The following is a 16,683-nucleotide window of genomic DNA, read 5'->3' on the forward strand; positions in this document are numbered from 1 at the left end:
TCGGGTCAGACGTTAGTACCAATGAGTTCTTTGATAGTCGTCATGAGCTGGCGGGTGCTGAAGGGCTTGGGAATGTAGAGGTCGGCCCCGGCGTCGTATCCCTTCTGGATATCGGCCTCCTTGCTTTTGGCCGACAGAAAAATAACGCGGGTGTGGCTCTGGCCGGGCAGCTGGCGCAGCTGCCGACACACTTCGTAGCCATCTACATCCGGCATCATCACATCCAGCAGCACCACGTCGAAAGGGCTTTGCTTGATGGCTTCCAGCGCCTCAGTGCCGTTGCGGGCAATGCTCACGCGGTAGCCGTTCTTGCGCATCAGAAATTCGAGCGACATGACAATGTTGGGCTCGTCATCGACAATGAGAATGTGAGGAGTCGTGGGCATGACGAAAGGTTGTTTTTGGGAGATTTCATTGCGCAGGTTCCCGCTGAGGAACCCTAGGGATTTGGCAGAGAATACAGCAGGCCGGTTGATTCACTCATTCGCTCATCCGCTCATTCACTGGCAGCGGCAGCTCAAAGGAAAACCGGGCACCTTGCTCGGGCTGGCTTTCTACCCAAATGCGGCCGGCGTGCAGCTCCACTATTTTCTTGGTGATGGCCAGGCCTAGGCCAGATCCTTCGGGCTTGCGCATGGTTTGATTGCGGGCCTGAAAGAACTTGTCGAAGATGAGCTGGTGAAACTCCGGATCGATGCCCTTACCGTTGTCTTCCACCGTAATGCGCAGCGTATCCGCGGAGGCTTCGGCCACTACGCTGATGCGGCCACTGCCATCGGCACGGCACGATTTCACGGCGTTAGAGAGCAGGTTCACCAGCACCTGCATAAGTCGGTCTCGGTCGCCGGGCAACAGTGGCAGGCCGGGTGGCACCACCACATCCAGCTGGATCTGCTTGTCGCGCAGGAGCTGACCCACCGACTCCAGCGCATCATGCAGTACGTCGGGCACATCTACCAGGCTTTTCTCCAGGGTAGCTCTGCCCGACTCGTACTTTTCCAGATCCAGCACGAGCGTAATCAGCCGGCTCAGCCTTTCCGATTCTTTGGTGATGGTGAGCAGGAAGCGGTGGCGCTCCTCCTCCTCCATATCGGGGTTGTCAGTCAGAATTTCGGATAATGCCCGGATGCTGGTGAGCGGGGTGCGCAGCTCGTGTGTGACGGTGTAGAGGAACTCATCCTTGTGCTGATCCAGCTCTTGAAGTTGGTTGTAGGCCACCTGCAGCTGGCCCGTAAGGCGCTGGAGCTGCCGCTGCTGCTTCTGGAGCTGGCGGTTGGCTTCCAGCAGCTGCTGGCTTTCGCGCAGGATGCCCACCACATTGTCGAAGCTAATGTCCTCCACCCCCACTGACGATGAGAGCAACAGCCGGGCCGAAGCCGGGCCAATGCTGCCGGCCAGCAGCTTCTCGGCGTAGGCCAGCAGGCGCGGGTCGGCCTGGGCCGTAGCCACGTTCTCGGAGGCGTCGGGCACCTCCGGAAACCGCTCGGCGAAGGCGTGCAGGGCCTGGGAGGTTCTTTTCTTGCCTAGAAAGCCCGTGAGTAGGGCCCGCACATCGGGCAGCGGTGCCCCGGCTTGCCAACCAGCGGGGCCTTCAAAGCCAGTGCGGTAATGGAACACATCCACAAACTCTACTGCCTGCCGCTGCTCCAGGGCCGAGGGCATCCGCAGCAGCGACACACCTACGTAGAGCCCAACGTTGAAAAACCAACTCCAGAACAACCCGTGCGAAAGGTAATCTAGGCCGGTTAGCCCAAACAGTGCGAAGGGTCGTAGGCCACTCCAACCGCCCAAGCCTTGCTCTAAAATGGAGGAGGGCAGCAGGTTGGGCCCCACCATGGTAGGCACTACCAGCGTGAAAAACCAAACAACGAAGCCGGCCAAAATACCAGCCGTGGCCCCCTGCCGCGTGCCGCCCTTCCAATAGAGCCCACCCAGCACCACCGGCACAAACTGCGCCACCGCCGCAAACGACACCAGCCCAATATTTACCAGGGGCAGTAGGTGGCCTACTGCCGCGTAGTAGCCGTAGGCCAGTAGCAGCACCACCACCACCGCTAACCGCCGACTGTGCAGGGCTACCTGGCCCAGGTAGGCAAACCAACTAGGGCTTTCGGCGCGGGCGGGCGGCAGACGCACCAGCAGCGGCATGAGCAGGTGGTTGCTCATCATCACGCTCAGGGCAATGGTTTCCACAATGATCATGCTGCTGGCCGCCGACAAGCCCCCGAGGTAAATCAGCAGGGCTAGCCAGGGGTGGCCCGCCTGCAGGGGCAGGGCCAGCACAAACGTATCGGCATCAATAGACTGCCCCGCCAGCAAGCGGCCACCAAACGCCAGGGGCAGCACAAACAGGTTGATGATGATGAGGTAGAGCGGAAACAGCCACATGGCCTTCCGCAGGTGATTCTCGTTCACGTTTTCCACCACCGACACCTGAAATTGCCGGGGCAGCAGCAGAATGGCCGACATGCTCAGCACCAGCAACGTGAACCACTGCGGGCCACTGGTACCAGCCCCGTCCAGCGTAAACAGGCGGCTCAGGTCGGGCACTGCCGCAGCTTTCTCGAATACGTCGCCGAAGCCTTTGAACAAGCCAAACGTCACGAACAGGCCCGCGGCCAGAAACGCCACCAGCTTCACCAGGCTTTCTAGAGCTACCGCCAGCACCATGCCCTCATGGCGCTCCGTGGCCTCCACCGACCGAACGCCAAAGATGATGGTGAAAAATGCCAGCGCCCCAGTAGTAATAAGGGCAGAGCTGCTGGCTACCGTGCCTTCTGCTAGCATAGAGCCCTGCCCTCCCCCGGTCAGGATATCAAAGGAAGCCGCAATAGCTTTGATCTGCAGCGAGATGTAGGGCACTACTCCCAGCACGCACACCACCGTTACCAGGGCCCCCAGCGCGGCACTTTTGCCATAACGGGCCGAAATGAAGTCGGCAATGGACGTGAGGCGCTGCACGTGGCAGATGCGGATAATCTTGCGCAGCACCAGCCAGGCCACTGGCGCCATCAGCGTAGGGCCCAGGTAAATACCGATGAACTCCAACCCAAAATAGGCAGCCCGGCCTACGGAGCCATAGTACGTCCAGGCGGTGCAGTATACGGCCATGCTCAGGGCGTACACGTAGGGGTTGCTCACCAAGCTCCGCCGCGCCGCCGAGCGCCGCTCAGCCGCGTAGGCCACCCCAAACAGCAAAGCCAGGTAGCCAAACGAGAAGCAAATGACGAGCAGGGTGTTCACGAGGTGAGAATGTGGAGATGTGAAGTTGGAGAGTTGGAGAGATGCAAGAGCTCATTGCCCTGAGCATTCCGCGCCTGAAGCTGAGCCGGGGAGTCTTAGCAAGGGCAAACTACTGGCCTAGAACCTAGCGGTTCAGGCTGATGCCAACCGATCCTTCGCCAGGTGCTGGGCGGGTGCGGTTGGCCGTTCAGTCATGGCCCTGTTACTTACTCATCTTACCGCTCTTTACCAGTAGGCCAGTAAGCAGCACCAGTGTAGCCCAGGCCAGAAGTACATAGAGGTAGAGCACCGGAATACCCAGCACGCGGCCGCTATGGTCAAAAACTGCGAGCAGCGGGAAATTCAGCAGCACGGCAAACAGCAGGCTCACGAAGAGCAGCCGCTGCCCGCGGCGTTGCTCCTGCTGCTCCTGGGGCGACATGGGTAGCATAGCGGAGTAGGTTAAGGAAAAGCAGAAGGCCAGCAGCTTCAGCAGCAGTAGTATTTCCTACTGTCAGGCTGGCTTTTTTAATGATTTTGCTCAGTCATGGTCGGCTCTCTAGCAGGAAGTCCGCCGAACCTGGGGGCTCGGCGGACTTCACATACAAGCAGAGCAAAGAACCTCTTGTGCCAAGCGGCTGGCAGTGGCCTAGGCCTATCTATGCGCTTTGTTGCGCCGAATCATCCATAAGGCGCACGTTACGCACGTCACGCATATAGATCATGCCAATGATAAAGCACACCAAGGCTACCGTCACGGGGTAAACCAACCCAATAAGGCTGCTGTGCTCCTTGGCAAAAGTGCCTTCAGGCTGAGCTGCGGCCCACACCCCAATAGAGGTAGCCACCAGCGGCACGAAGCCCCCAAAGATGCCGTTGCCGATGTGGTACGGCACGGAAAGCGACGTGTAACGCACTTTTGTGGGGAACAGCTCTACCAGGTAAGCAGCAATGGGTCCGTACACCATCGTTACAAACACTACCAGGCAAAAGGTGAGAGCAATCATAGCAGGCACGTTGGGCGTGAGGGCCTTCATAACGGCGGGCACGGCTTTACCGGCGGCATCAACGGTGGCCGGCGTAATTTCTGATAGCGGACCGGCAAAGGCCTTGATGCCATAGAACAACGGTGCCGTAAACAGAGCACCGCAAATCATGCCCGTCATGATAATGCGCTTGCGGCCAATACGGTCAGAAAGCGAGCCGAAGTACACGAACAGCGGCGTAGCCAGCAGCATTGACACTACCATAATCACGCTAGAGTCAACGATATCCAGCTTGAGAGTAGCATTCATGAAGGTGAACACCTGAAACTGGCTGGTGTAGAAAATCACGCCCTGCCCCATGGTAACGCCAAACAGCGCGATGAGTACCAAACGACGGTTTACGGGGTTCACGAAGGAATCGCGCAGGGGGTTTTTGCTGGTAGTACCGGTAGCCTTGGCTTTGGCAAACAGCGGCGACTCATGCAGCTTGCGGCGGATGTAGTAGGAAGCAATAACCAGGAAGCCAGACAGAAGGAACGGGATGCGCCAGCCCCACTCCTTGAAGGCGTCTTCGCCGAGAAGCTTGCGGGTAATCAAAATCACGGAAATGCTCAGAATCAGACCACCCGTGGCCGTAATCTGAATGAAGCTGGTGTAATAGCCCCGTTTCTTATCCGGTGCATACTCAGCTACATACGTTGTTGCTCCCCCATACTCGCCACCCAGTGCCAGGCCCTGCAGCAAGCGCAGTATCACTACCACTACCGGTGCCGCAATACCAATGGTATCGTAGCTCGGGATAAGACCCGTTATGAACGTAGCCCCACCCATAATGAGCAGCGTAACTAAGAAGGTGTACTTCCGGCCAATCATGTCGCCGAGGCGGCCAAAGAACATGGCGCCAAACGGACGCACCACAAACCCCGCCCCAAACACTGCCAGGGCCCCGAGAAGCGTTTCCTCAATTTTACCGGCGTGCCCAAACAACACCGGCCCAATAATGGCGGCCAGGGAGCCGAAGATGTAGAAGTCGTACCACTCAATGACGGTGCCCACCGAAGAGGCGGTAATCACCTGCCAGATTTTGCTGGTGGAGACGGCGTTGTTGTCGTGGGCTACGGCATCATCGGCCGTTGCACCACCCAGGGGCGCGGCACCTGCGTAGGCATCGCGCTGCGGTAGGTTTTGGTTCATGATTGGTGGGAGTTGTGGTGAGATGAAAGAAAGGAGGCTGTAGTGCCAGGGCCATTGTGGGAAGCCCTGGCACTACTAGGCCAGTTGTCTACAGGAAAATCTGCGTCTGCAGCGTGATTTCCGGCTTGTAGTCGAGGCGGTTGAAGTTGCCGGTGGCGGGCACGTAACCTTCAAAATCGGGGCGGGCGCGGTAGTTCAGAGTCACTTTGGCGTTGTGGCCATCCAGCAGCACGTTCACGCCGGCGTCGTACACATTCACAGCCTTGGTGTCACCATTGGCGTAGTGCAAGCCCTCATAATTGCTGTGTAGGTACGCTACGTAAGGCTGCAAGCGCGCTTTCGGACCAAGGACTTTCTCCGGCAGCAGGAAACCAGCCTGCCCGTAGAAGGAGCCTCCGGTACCTGACTGTGGCACCGCGTTGCCCCGGGTAGGAGCCGCCCCGTAGCCGGGGTTTTCGGGCCCAATGAAGCGCACGTGGTTGGGGCCCATGTTGTAGTTGTAGTACACGCCGTACAGCGTCAGGGCCGTACGCGCGGCCGTATCCAGGGGCACATCGTAAAAAGCATCAACCCCGAACATCTTCAGGCTGTGCTTATTCGTGCCCACTAGCCCAAACGGATCTGCCGAAACGGCCGGGGTCACGGCCACCACGCTCGACGTAGGCCGCGAGTACATAGCGTCTTTGTTGTACAGGAAACCAGCCCCTACACTGAACACACGCTTGGTGCCCAAGTAGGTACCCACAAAGTAAGGCAGCAGGTTGGCCTCAGGCTCCAGAAAGTTGTAGCTAACATACCCCTGATACACATGACTGGTATTCTGGGGGTTGTAGGCGGCCACGCCCGTACCGGTGTTGGTGGTAACTCCCGCCGCGGTAGCACTGGAGCCCAGGCTCAGCGGAGTGCTGGTTAAGTTCGTTAGGAAGGGGTCACTGACGGAAAAGCGGTAGTCCAGCTTATTGATCCGGCCTTTGGCGTAAATACCTAGCCAGCGGGCAAACTGGTCGGTGGCCTCAATGGTCGGGAAGTTGGTAAGGGGCAGGTCGATGGGCAGAATATTGACGGTGCTGGCGCTGGTAAGCCGCGAGATACCGTTCAGGTAGTGTAGGCCACCTCCCAGGCTCAGGTACTTGTTTACCTTGTACTCCGTCACAGCCTCGTGAATGAAGAACTGAGGCTTCTTACCGTCTACGGTTGGGGTAATGCCCCCTCCCACAGCGTTTTGGTTGTTGATACCCAGGTGGGTGTAAATAACGAAGCGCGGATTAAGCTGGGCAAGAATCACCAGACGGGAGCGGCGCAGGCCAAAATCTAGCTGGCCTTTCTGCGGTTTGCTGGGTGCCCGGAGCGTACCCGCGTTGTTTTCGGTGTAGCGAGTATATACCTGGTGCCAGGTCAGGAAGCGTATGTACTTAGAGCCATCCGGTGAGAGGTTCACCTTCAGGCCGGCCCCATACGGAGCCGATTTTGTAGGCGCTGGGGGCGCGGGCGTGGGCGCGGGCGCGGCCGGCGCGGGAGCCGGCGGCTGACCGGCAGGTGGTGGTTGAACTTGGGCAATTGCGCCAGCGGAGAACAGCAGCGCACTAATGGTTAGTGCGTAACGGGTGTTTCGCATAGAAGAGGGTGGTTGGGGGAGGGGGTGGTGAGAAAGGGAACCAGCCGCAACCAGGTAGCAATACCCAGATCAGCTCCACCAAATAGAACAATCCCCTGATGTAAATCACCCTCTTGCTATAGTTCTGCTAAATCTATAGCTCTAGGCCTGCCTAAACCTCTCCCACCGAATCATCATGTACTTATCGCCCAATTCCGTTACTACCAGCCCCGCCCCTTTCAGGTGCTGGGGGTCCTGGAAATATTCCGCCAATTCTCTTTGGTTGAGAATCTTATAGGTCGGGTGATATTCTGTTTGCCGGGGTGCTTTCATCCCGTACTTTTTCACCCAATTCATTACACTTACATGGCTTACGCCCAACAGGCGCTCAATTTCCCGGTAGCTTACGCCCTCCACATACAGCTGCAAAGCCTTAATAACGTAGTAAGGATTAATCTCCTTGCCTGTTTTTGCTACAGAAAAATGGTACCCACAATTCTTACATTTGAACCGTTGCCTCCCCCCTACTATACCGCTTTTGGTAGCGTCCGTTGATTCACACTTGGGGCAGGCAGGCTTAGACATAGCGCAGGTAAGTAAGTGGTTACTTGCTAACTATACCTAATTAGTAAAGATATAGCAACTTAGCAACTATCATACGGTAGTTCTGATAAAAAGATTGAATGGGAAGATACAGACCACATATAAAAGTAAGAAGAGGCAAGCGCCACTTGCAGCGGCATCAAAGGGATAGCCTTACTCCAGCACCTTTAAGCATACAGAGCCTCACCAGCCAACACTACTATTACGAAAATCTTGGGCTGGCTCCTTGGCATTTTCACTCTTGGAATCGCCGGCAGACACCCACATTAGTGCGCCAGCTTGCGGTACAACACCTACTAATAACTTTCTTTGCTTGGCAATCGCAAATGGTTGAATTGCCCGATCCTTACTTCATGGCAATCAGAATTGTAGCGCCTGAGTTTGCACATAGCTCCGAGGTGATGATAGCCATCAAGAATCAGCTTGAACGATATCACACTAAGTATAATGCGCCCGATCCAACTGGCCCTTCATTACCGGAAGTGTATCAAAAGCTTGCTGGCGCAGAAAGATTAATATGGCACACGCAGCCCTGGCACATCTACCTCGATGACTACGACTATCCCGATGGCTGGCCAGCCTGGGCACTGCGACTCCCACACAGCTCCTGGCCCTATGAGGATGGTAGCGAATACTTAGCCGTGCAAACCGGCTGGATGTGGGTGGGTCAGTTGCCCACCCGAGCCACAGAACAGCCTACGCCGTAAACAGGGCACTATCCCCCGCATCCACGTCGAAGGAGGCGCCGCTGATGCGGGCGGCTTCGTCGGAAGCCAGGAATACGGCCATGGGCGCCATGTCTTCGGGCTGCAGCCAGGGCAGGCTGAAGGGCGTATGCTCGGCCCGGACTTTGGCGGCTTCTTCCGGAGTAGGCGGCGTATTGGGCTGGGGACGGTAGTCGCGGTAGGCCTCCGTCAAGCGAGTTTCGTTCATGGTCATGTCGGTGGCTACCAGTCCCGGCACCAGCGCATTCACCGTGATGTTGTGTGGCCCCAGATCCAGCGCCGCCGACTTCATAAATCCTAGCAGGCCCCACTTGGAGGCGGCGTAGCTGGCGCCGTGCCGGAAGCCCTTCTTGCCCTGCCCGGAGGCGGTGATGATAATGCGTCCTCCGCCCTGCTGCACCAGCAGTGGGGCAAAGGCCCGCACGGTGTTGGCGGTGCCGGTAAGGTTTACGTCGATAACGTCGTGCCACTGCGCATCCGTCATTTCCAGCAGCGGGGCAAATACCTGAATGCCCGCATTGGCCACTACTACGTGCACCTGGCCTAGCGCCTGTTGCACGTGCTCGGCGGCAGCCCGTAGGGCCGCCATATCCCGAATATCCACCTCCACGGGCAGGAAACGACCTCCCTGCTGCTCCACTTGCCGGCCAGTTTCTGCTAGGTCTTCGGCGGTAGCCGCTGGGTAGGCGGTAGTTTCGCTTACTGCGGCAGCCTTGTCAATGCCTACCACGGCGGCGCCTTCGCGGGCGTAGGCCACGGCAATGGCGCGCCCAATACCCCGCGCAGCCCCAGTTACGATGGCCGTTTTTCCTGCTAGTCTTTTCATCAATGATACAGTAGTGTAAGGCTTCCCAAACCATTGGGCAGCAGGCTCCGTGACTAGCGTACGACCATCGGGAAAGCCAGGTTGAGCAGCCAACTTCCCCGGCGCCAGCAGCCGGAGTGGCCTAGCACGTCTGTATGGAGCAGTCTGGCTGCCAGTCCCTTTTATCCCTCAAGACCAGCTGATACTTGCCGCTGCCTTACGGCAGGCCAGCGGAGTGTGGCCGGTTTGCTTCTTGAAGAAGTTATTGAAGTACGTGGCGTAGGCAAAACCCAGACTATAAGCAATTTCGGCCACGCTCCAGGTGGTGTGCTGTAGCAGGGCCTTGGCCTCGTCGGTGATGCGGTTGGTGATATGCACGCTCGTGGGCTTACCCGTAACTTCCTTCACGGCCTTGTTGAGGTGGTTGATGTGCACTGCCAGCCGGTCGGCAAAGTCCTGAGCCGTTTTCAGCGGCAACGTCTGCTGGGGGCTTTCCACCGGAAACTGCTGTTCCAGCAATTCCAGAAACTGAGATGCTAGTCGGGAGGAAGCATTTTTGTGCTGAAAGAAAGCTTCGGTGGGCTGCAGGTGCAGCGCCTCATGGATGGCAAGCTGCAGGTACGTCCGAATCAGCTCGGCTTTGAAAGGATAATCGGCCTCCTGTTCGGCCAGCATCTTCTGGAAAATACCGGTCATGAAAGCGGCCTGGCCCTCCTGCAGCCGCACTAGTGGAGTGCTACCAATTTTAAACAGCGGCGACTGATGCAGGCTTTCCGAGCGGTCGAGCGGTGCGATAAACTCTTCCGTGAAGAGACTAATGTAGCCGTGTCGAAAATCCGCTAGCATTTCCATGGAATAGGGAATATGCGGATTAAAGAACAGCAGGTACGTGCCGTCGAGGTCCCAGCTCTGATGACCATAGTGCAGCCGGGCCTTGGTCGTCATTAGGATAACCTTGAAGTAGTCGCGCCGGCCGAAGTGGGGCTTCGTGGTGCAGGGCTGCTCAACCGCGTACACCTTAAATCCTTTCAGCTTCAGGGCACTTGATTGCTGCCTAGGGGGCGAGATAACAGTGGTATAACTCATAAAGCGTTGCGGTAAAAGCGGCTTGTGGGTTCACTAAGCTAGAGCAACTAGCAGGTTTTAGCAGCGGCTTCCTACTGGCCTAGCGTGCATCCGGGGCGGCAGACGCTAGCCGAAGCTTACTATGCAACTTCCAGCCTCACGTTCTGTTTCTGGTTTTCTGCCGGAGCACGCCTAGGCCACCCTATCCCGGGCGTAAGGAGGCTTCGCCGTGCGCCAGCACAACTACTGCTCGGGGCTTTTCAGCAGATCTGACTCCGGCTTATTTGCCGCCGGCAGTTGCAGTCCGCCCTTTTGACTTAAACAAAAGGCATTTTGATTAAACCTGCTTTTTAAGGGCTGGTGACCTTTGTGCTATCACTAACCCGAAAATATTTTCATGATGAAAGCAGTAAGAATTCATGCCTTTGGTGGCCTAGAGGTGTTGCAGATAGAAGAAGTAGCACGCCCCGTTCCAGCCCCCGATGAGCTGTTGATTAGGGTATATGCCAGCGGCGTAAACCCCGCCGATTGGGTAATCAGAGAGGGCGGCAACGAGTTTCTGCGGCCCCTGCTGAAGCTGCCCCTGACGTTGGGATGGGATGCGGCCGGCATTGTGGAAGCTACCGGTACCGAGGTTACCACCTTCCAAAAAGGAGATGCAGTGTATGGCATCCCTAATTTCCCCGGCGACGGCAGCTACGCCGAGTACTGCGTGGCCAAGGCCAGTCAGTTTGCCCTTAAGCCCACCAGCCTCGGCTTTAATGAAGCGGCCGGAGTGCCGCTGGCCGGACTCACGGCCTGGACTGCCCTGTTTGAGCAAGGCAATCTGCAGCCCGGGCAACGCATACTAATTCTGGGGGCATCGGGCGGCGTGGGAAGCCTCGCTGTGCAGTTTGCCAAAGCCAAAGGCGCGTATGTACTTGGCGTGGCTTCGGCCAGCAACCAGGAGTATCTTAAGCAGCTAGGGGCTGATGAAGTACTAGACTACCAAAGCCAGCCATTTGAAGAGCTGGTGCAGGACATAGACGTAGTTTTTGATGCTTCGCCCCTGCGCGATACTGCGCAGCGCTTGAAATCGGTAACGGTGCTAAAGACCGGCGGCGTACTAGTAAGCGTTAATGTAGATTTTTCGTTTGATGAGGCAGTGCTGGCTGCGCTTGCCAGTAAACAAGCCACGGGTAAACTTGTGGCCAACCAACCTAGGCAAGAATGGCTAGCGGAAATGGCGCAGTTAATTGACGCGGGTCAGGTGAAGGTTTTCGTTAGCAAAGTGTATCCGCTGGAGCAGGTAGCAGATGCCCACCGCGAAAGTGAAACCTGGCACGTGCGGGGCAAACTGATACTAGAAGTAAGAAAAGAAGGCGAACCGGCATGAAGCACTTTAAAACGATAAGCGAATTCCATGCATTCAGGCAGTTGCCTAAACCGCACCATCCGCTGCTGAGTGTAGTAGATGTGGGCGCCGTTCCGCCCCTGGATAACGAGGAGCCACTGCCGATGCTCTTTGACTTTTATGCCATTTCCGTAAAAAGAATGCATAACGTGAGTGTGCGGTACGGGCAGCATTCGTTTGACTTCAATGAAGGCATCATGTCCTTTATGTCGCCCAGCCAAGTGTTCAGTATTGGTGTTGACAACAAGGAGGAGGAAATAGAAAAATCGGGATGGGTGGTATACATCCATCCCGATTTTATCTGGAATACGCCGCTGGCCAAAACCATCAAGCATTACGATTTTTGGGACTATTCGCTCAATGAGGCTCTGTTTCTTTCTGCTAAAGAAGAAGCTACCATCACTAATATTATCCTGGCTATTCAGCAAGAGTGCAGTTCCACAATCGATAGGTTCAGCAAGCACATCATCATCTCTCAGATTGAAACCTTGCTGAACTATGCCGACCGATTTTATAACCGCCAGTTTCTTACCCGGGAAAAAGTCAACCACCAGATACTCGAACGGCTGGAGACCCTGCTCCATGAGTACTTCAACAGCACTGATTTGGCCGAGAGAGGGTTACCAACTGTTCGATACGTGGCCGACCACCTGCATATTTCGCCCAAATATCTCAGCTCCCTCTTGCGGGTGCTGACCGGGCAAAACACCCAGCAGCATATCCATGATAAGCTGATTGCCAAAGCCAAAGAGAAACTTTCGGCCACCAACCTAACCGTCAGTGAAATTGCCTACGAGCTAGGCTTCGAGCATTTGCAGTCGTTCAGCAAGCTATTTAAAACTAAAACGAAGCTGTCGCCCCTGGAATTCCGGACTTCCTTTAACTGACCACCGGAGCGCCGCTTCCTACGCCACCACTAGTAAATACCTAGTTGATGTAGGCCAGTCTGTTACACTAAGCAAAGCCAGAAGTACGAAAATCAAGCAAAACGCAACGCATGTAAAGCCATGGCTGGTGTAGCCTCGCGGCGCCAGCAGTCCGGCTGGCATGGTAGTAACGCTAGGCCTGGTTTTCGCTCAACCGCCGGATAGGAAGCACCTGCATGGGAGCGGCCAGCAGCGGCAGCATTTGCTCAACCAGGCGAGCCTGAGCCGGTGTTGGGTGGGCCGCCACGGCCTCCTCATTGGCCCAGGCGGCAGCCAGCACAAAGGCTTCTGATTCTTCGGCTTGCTGAAAGAGGTGGTAGTACAGGCAGCCAGGTTCGGCGCGCACCAGATCTACGAGTTCAAGCAGGATTTCCTGCACGCGCGAGCGGTGGGCGAACTGGCTTCGGATGGTAACGAGCAGGTGCCGTTCGGCGGCTTTATTAGATGCGGACATAAGCACAGCGTTTACTTGGCCAGAGCATATTTTACCCGGCGCGGGCTCAGCGCCCCGCCTGCGGCAGACCATTACTCAGGCAAGCAGTTTTGGGCAACCGTAAGCACGATTTTGCCTTGAATATGACCGTGAGCCGCTCGTTCGTGTGCCTTACTGGCCTCAGCCAACGGGAACGTGCTGTCAATAGCTACTTGAATAGTGCCATCGGTCAGCAAGCGCCCGAGCTCCGCCAGCTGCGAACCGTTAGAGCGCACTTGAGTCATGGAGACTGTGATGCCAAGTCGTGCCGCCTCCTCAGCAGCATCGAAGCCCAAGAATACTGGAAATAACGCCCCGCCTTGCTTTAGGACTTGCAGAAAGCGCCCCGTAGTAGGCCCGCCGAGCGTATCCAGTACCAGGTCCACATCCTGCGCCACATCCTCAGCAGCGGTTATGGTGTAATCGATGAATTCATCGGCGCTCAGCTCGCGCAGGAATGTCTCGTGTTTACCCGACGCCACCACTATAACGTACGCTCCTTGCCATTTGGCCAGCTGCACCGCCATGTGGCCTACGCCGCCCGCGGCCCCGTTCACGAGTATCCGCTTGCCGCGGAGTGGCACCGGGCGATGCGGGTCCGGCTGAAACGGATTTGGCGCCTGATGCCCCAGCTCAATCAGATACTGCCACGCGGTGAGCCCCGCCATGGGAGCTCCGGCGGCCTGCACATGGTCGAGGCCAGCAGGTTTACGGGCCAGATCCGTCGCCGGGGCAGCCACATACTCAGCATATCCCTGGCTCTCTCCTACGCTCGGAAAGCGCACCATACCAAATACTTCTTCCCCAACGGCCAAGCTTTGCACATCGTCCGCCACGGCCACTACTACCCCCGACACATCCGTTCCAAGCACGAGAGGAAACGAAACCGTCGGCTGCCACTCCGGTGGCAACATTTTATAGCCGTCGCGCAGGTACCAGTCGGGCGGGTTGATACCCACCGCGTGCACCCGCACGAGCACCTCTCCCGGTTTCAACCTAGGAACCGGGGCATCTTCATATCGCAGTACCTCCGGTCCCCCAAACTCGTACTGTCGAACCGCCTTCATGGTAGTGGTCGGCGGGGTTGTGGTGATTGGTGTTACTGATTCAGATTTTACTTCGTGGGGCTGTTCGGAAACCGAATACCTTTCTACGTGTGCTTCTGGGGTTGCCATACTGGTGTAAGTAGGTTAAGTAGTAGAGTCGTGTCTGTTTTCATCGGACTAAGTACCACAGCCCCAGGCTCTATAAGGCGCCTAAAAACGAACCTGATAGCTCGCCTGGGCCAGATGAAATCGACTCTACAAAGCTCTCTCCTACCGACAGCAGCAAAAAACACCATTCAAACTAAAAAGTATGAATAGCACGCAATTACTCTTTCCTCTGCGGGCTCCCACATTAAGCAGCACCCTTAGAGGTTGAAGCAGTTAGCTTGTTTGTACTTACAACCTAAGCTTGTACTGGGGGCTTCTGGGTGGCCTAGTACTTCACATAGTCAGCACCACTGCCAGCAAGGCGTCTACACTCAGGCCCAGCCGGCGCATATCCAGGCGGTTGATGGTGTCAGTGGGCTCGTGGTAGTGCTTGTTGCGGTAGAAGGCTGTATCGGTGAGCAGCACTGCCGAGTACCCAAATTGCCAGTAGTTGAGATGGTCGGAGAAATCAATTCCGGGCAGCCATGCCGGGGCTTTGAACCGTTTCACCGGCAAGCTGGCTCGCTGCTTATACAAACGCGCAAATTGCCGACCAAAGCGCCCATTCCCGAATTTCTGGGCCACCGTTACGTAGTTTCCGCGGCTGCCATACACAAACTGCAGTGGGCTTATGGGATAGTCCTGGCTGCCTTTGCGGTCATCGAAATACCCCAGCATCTCCAGCGCTATCATCCCTTTCACCGGTACCTTATCTTGGTGCAGCTGCTGGGCGTGCACGTAGCTGCCCATGTATTTGGTGCGGAAGAATGGTGGTTCCTCCAGGGTGTAGGCCACTAGCTCAATGTGGTAGGGCAGGTTAGGCTGTTGGCCCAGCAAGCGCGCCAGTTCCAGCAGCGCCGCCACACCAGTGCCATTGTCATCGGCACCGGGCTGCTTCCCGCATACGTCGTAGTGCGCCCCGATAATGAGCCGTGGCCCTTGCTCAGGCCCAAAGCTGCCTACAACGTTCCGATAGGTACTCCCCTGCACCGTGTAGGCCTGCTCGGTGCGGCGGGCCCCGGCGGCGGAAAGCTCCGTACCAATGTAGTCGGCTGCCTGGTTGAGGCTGGCTTCATGTAGGTAGTTTCGAGCCTCAGGCGTTGTCGTAAGCGCTACCAGGTGGTGGCGCAACCGGGCCGTGTCAGCCGCAGCCGACTGGCCTAGCGCAGCTGTGATGGTAAGCGAAGCCAGCAGAAAACAGATAAGGCGAGGTAATAGCATTAAGTAGAGTTGATAACACTGTCAATCCGAGCGTAGTGAGGAATTTGAGTGGGCAGTATAGCGCGCAGCCCAGACTCCCACTGACCTTGGAATGACAAAAGAAAGGTGCGTATACTAAGTAGATAGCAGCTAGAGCCGTTCCGTTGCCTGACATAGTACAAAAAGGCTCTCGACTGCTTACTCGACTGGCCTAGACCTAAGTTTGCGCAACAACCCCGAACTTCGGCCCGTCAACTTGCCTACCCCACCCTACATGTCTGTTCCCACCCCGTTCCGCTCTATTGTTCCCTCTGACCTCAAGCCCAGCGAGTGGCACCCCTTTATGGTAGGCGCCGTGGCCCCGCGGCCAGTGGCATTTGCCAGCACTATTGATGCCGAAGGCAACGTAAACCTGAGCCCCTACAGCTTTTTCAACTGCTTCGGCTCCAACCCGCCCATCCTAGCCTTTTCGCCCGCCAACCGCGTCCGCGACAACTCCCAGAAGCACACTCTGGAAAACCTGCGTGAGGTACCCGAAGTGGTCATCAACATCTGCGACTACGCCATGGTGGAGCAGATGTCGTTGGCCAGCACGGAGTATGCCAAGGGCATAAACGAGTTTGTGAAGGCTGGCTTTACAGAAGTAGCCAGCCAGCAAATCCGGCCGCCCCGCGTAGGCCAGGCGCCGGCGGCTTTTGAGTGCGTAGTAGAGCAAATCATTGAGCTGGGCACCAACAACGGCGCCGGCAACCTGGTCATCTGCCGGGTAGTGCTGGCTCATTTTCGCGAAGACATTATCCTGCCCTCCGGTATCGGCATTGACCCATTTAAGCTCGACGCCATTGCCCGCCTCGGCGGCGACTGGTACACCCGCGCCTCGGGCAGCAGCCTCTTCGAAGTGCCTAAGCCCAACCGCCACCTGGGCATCGGAATGGACCAGTTGCCCGAGCACATCCGCACCTCCGACATCCTGACGGGCAACAACCTGGGCCGCCTCGCCAATATTGAAGCTCAGTCTATGCCCATGTCTGAGGAGGTAGAAGCTTACCGCCAAGAGCCGCTAGTGGCCTACACACTCAATACATATAAGAGTGACACTGTAGCGCAACAGCGGGAGCTGATGTTGCTAGGCAAAAAGATTCTGGAGGAAGGACAGCTGCTGGAAGCATGGAAGGTGCTATTGTTGGCCGCAGAATCTTTACGTTGACTTTCGTTAAGCTACTTGCCTCAAATTTGTTAGCCAGGGCTCGTCTTTTTCCAAGACATCGCAAATAATAAACTACTCACCCCCAGGTACCACTAGCG

Annotated in this window: 15 protein-coding genes and 1 pseudogene; 4 read left to right on the forward strand and 12 right to left on the reverse strand. The window is 56.7% G+C overall.

Annotation, left to right across the window (positions count from 1 at the left end):
- Positions 1–5: 5 nt before the first annotated feature.
- The 7 genes and pseudogenes from EU557_RS11970 to EU557_RS26095 all read right to left on the reverse strand — a co-directional run.
- The gene (locus EU557_RS11970; protein WP_135530689.1) at positions 6–386 is read right to left on the reverse strand and encodes a response regulator transcription factor; all 381 of its coding nucleotides are present in this window, start codon (positions 384–386) and stop codon (positions 6–8) included.
- 94 nt (positions 387–480) lie between these two features.
- On the reverse strand, positions 481–3,243 hold the full coding sequence (locus EU557_RS11975) for a sensor histidine kinase (RefSeq protein ID WP_135530690.1): 2,763 nt from the start codon (positions 3,241–3,243) through the stop codon (positions 481–483).
- A gap of 202 nt (positions 3,244–3,445) precedes the next feature.
- Positions 3,446–3,673 carry a hypothetical protein gene (locus EU557_RS11980; protein WP_245326242.1) on the reverse strand — a complete coding sequence of 76 codons (228 nt, stop codon included), beginning with the start codon at positions 3,671–3,673 and terminating at the stop codon, positions 3,446–3,448.
- A gap of 208 nt (positions 3,674–3,881) precedes the next feature.
- Positions 3,882–5,402 (reverse strand): MFS transporter, encoded by a 1,521-nt coding sequence (locus EU557_RS11985; protein WP_135530691.1) that lies wholly within the window; start codon positions 5,400–5,402, stop codon positions 3,882–3,884.
- Between the two features lie 88 nt (positions 5,403–5,490).
- Entirely contained in the window at positions 5,491–7,017 is a 1,527-nt protein-coding gene (locus tag EU557_RS11990; RefSeq protein ID WP_135530692.1) for a hypothetical protein, read from the reverse strand.
- Positions 7,018–7,158: 141 nt separating this feature from the next.
- Entirely contained in the window at positions 7,159–7,425 is a 267-nt protein-coding gene (locus EU557_RS25485) for a helix-turn-helix domain-containing protein (RefSeq protein WP_167855180.1), read from the reverse strand.
- Positions 7,426–7,485: 60 nt separating this feature from the next.
- Positions 7,486–7,581: pseudogene (locus EU557_RS26095) on the reverse strand (transposase-like zinc-binding domain-containing protein); the annotation flags it as partial.
- Positions 7,582–7,952: 371 nt separating this feature from the next.
- On the opposite strand from EU557_RS26095, the gene EU557_RS12000 reads away from it, so the two are divergent.
- A complete protein-coding gene (locus EU557_RS12000) occupies positions 7,953–8,306 on the forward strand; it encodes a hypothetical protein (protein ID WP_135530694.1) in 354 nt (117 codons plus the stop codon).
- Here EU557_RS12000 and EU557_RS12005 read toward each other — a convergent pair.
- Both EU557_RS12005 and EU557_RS12010 read right to left on the reverse strand, forming a co-directional pair.
- Positions 8,296–9,150, reverse strand: a complete 855-nt coding sequence (locus EU557_RS12005; protein WP_210116030.1) for an SDR family NAD(P)-dependent oxidoreductase — start codon at positions 9,148–9,150, stop codon at positions 8,296–8,298. The two genes, EU557_RS12000 and EU557_RS12005, sit on opposite strands and share 11 nt — an antisense overlap.
- Before the next feature lie 168 nt (positions 9,151–9,318).
- On the reverse strand, positions 9,319–10,215 hold the full coding sequence (locus EU557_RS12010; protein ID WP_135530695.1) for a helix-turn-helix domain-containing protein: 897 nt from the start codon (positions 10,213–10,215) through the stop codon (positions 9,319–9,321).
- Between the two features lie 376 nt (positions 10,216–10,591).
- Between EU557_RS12010 and EU557_RS12015 the strand changes: the two genes are divergently transcribed.
- Positions 10,592–11,569, forward strand: coding sequence for an NADP-dependent oxidoreductase (locus tag EU557_RS12015; RefSeq protein WP_245326243.1), 978 nt, complete (start codon positions 10,592–10,594; stop codon positions 11,567–11,569).
- On the forward strand, positions 11,566–12,474 hold the full coding sequence (locus EU557_RS12020; RefSeq protein WP_135530696.1) for a helix-turn-helix domain-containing protein: 909 nt from the start codon (positions 11,566–11,568) through the stop codon (positions 12,472–12,474). Before EU557_RS12015 ends, EU557_RS12020 begins: the two co-directional genes overlap by 4 nt.
- 172 nt (positions 12,475–12,646) lie before the next feature.
- On the opposite strand, the gene EU557_RS12025 is transcribed toward EU557_RS12020, so the two are convergent.
- The 3 genes from EU557_RS12025 to EU557_RS12035 form a co-directional block, all read right to left on the reverse strand.
- Positions 12,647–12,967 carry a putative quinol monooxygenase gene (locus EU557_RS12025; protein ID WP_167855181.1) on the reverse strand — a complete coding sequence of 107 codons (321 nt, stop codon included), beginning with the start codon at positions 12,965–12,967 and terminating at the stop codon, positions 12,647–12,649.
- Between the two features lie 71 nt (positions 12,968–13,038).
- Positions 13,039–14,052 carry an NADP-dependent oxidoreductase gene (locus EU557_RS12030; RefSeq protein WP_210116031.1) on the reverse strand — a complete coding sequence of 338 codons (1,014 nt, stop codon included), beginning with the start codon at positions 14,050–14,052 and terminating at the stop codon, positions 13,039–13,041.
- 420 nt (positions 14,053–14,472) lie between these two features.
- Positions 14,473–15,399, reverse strand: coding sequence for a M28 family peptidase (locus tag EU557_RS12035; RefSeq protein WP_135530699.1), 927 nt, complete (start codon positions 15,397–15,399; stop codon positions 14,473–14,475).
- 253 nt (positions 15,400–15,652) lie between these two features.
- On the opposite strand from EU557_RS12035, the gene EU557_RS12040 reads away from it, so the two are divergent.
- Entirely contained in the window at positions 15,653–16,585 is a 933-nt protein-coding gene (locus tag EU557_RS12040) for a flavin reductase family protein (RefSeq protein ID WP_135530700.1), read from the forward strand.
- Positions 16,586–16,683: the final 98 nt, after the last annotated feature.

This window comes from Hymenobacter wooponensis, assembly GCF_004745865.1.
In the GTDB taxonomy this organism is placed as follows: domain Bacteria; phylum Bacteroidota; class Bacteroidia; order Cytophagales; family Hymenobacteraceae; genus Hymenobacter; species Hymenobacter wooponensis.

Excerpts from the sequence above, each read along its gene's own strand:
- EU557_RS11970 (WP_135530689.1), bottom strand. The coding sequence starts at position 386 with ATGCCCACGACTCCTCACATTCTCATTGTCGATGACGAGCCCAACATT.
- EU557_RS11980 (WP_245326242.1), bottom strand. The coding sequence starts at position 3,673 with ATGCTACCCATGTCGCCCCAGGAGCAGCAGGAGCAACGCCGCGGGCAG.
- EU557_RS11985 (WP_135530691.1), bottom strand. The coding sequence starts at position 5,402 with ATGAACCAAAACCTACCGCAGCGCGATGCCTACGCAGGTGCCGCGCCC.
- EU557_RS11990 (WP_135530692.1), bottom strand. The coding sequence starts at position 7,017 with ATGCGAAACACCCGTTACGCACTAACCATTAGTGCGCTGCTGTTCTCC.
- EU557_RS12000 (WP_135530694.1), top strand. The coding sequence starts at position 7,953 with ATGGCAATCAGAATTGTAGCGCCTGAGTTTGCACATAGCTCCGAGGTG.
- EU557_RS12005 (WP_210116030.1), bottom strand. The coding sequence starts at position 9,150 with ATGAAAAGACTAGCAGGAAAAACGGCCATCGTAACTGGGGCTGCGCGG.
- EU557_RS12010 (WP_135530695.1), bottom strand. The coding sequence starts at position 10,215 with ATGAGTTATACCACTGTTATCTCGCCCCCTAGGCAGCAATCAAGTGCC.
- EU557_RS12015 (WP_245326243.1), top strand. The coding sequence starts at position 10,592 with ATGATGAAAGCAGTAAGAATTCATGCCTTTGGTGGCCTAGAGGTGTTG.
- EU557_RS12020 (WP_135530696.1), top strand. The coding sequence starts at position 11,566 with ATGAAGCACTTTAAAACGATAAGCGAATTCCATGCATTCAGGCAGTTG.
- EU557_RS12025 (WP_167855181.1), bottom strand. The coding sequence starts at position 12,967 with ATGTCCGCATCTAATAAAGCCGCCGAACGGCACCTGCTCGTTACCATC.
- EU557_RS12030 (WP_210116031.1), bottom strand. The coding sequence starts at position 14,052 with ATGAAGGCGGTTCGACAGTACGAGTTTGGGGGACCGGAGGTACTGCGA.
- EU557_RS12035 (WP_135530699.1), bottom strand. The coding sequence starts at position 15,399 with ATGCTATTACCTCGCCTTATCTGTTTTCTGCTGGCTTCGCTTACCATC.
- EU557_RS12040 (WP_135530700.1), top strand. The coding sequence starts at position 15,653 with ATGTCTGTTCCCACCCCGTTCCGCTCTATTGTTCCCTCTGACCTCAAG.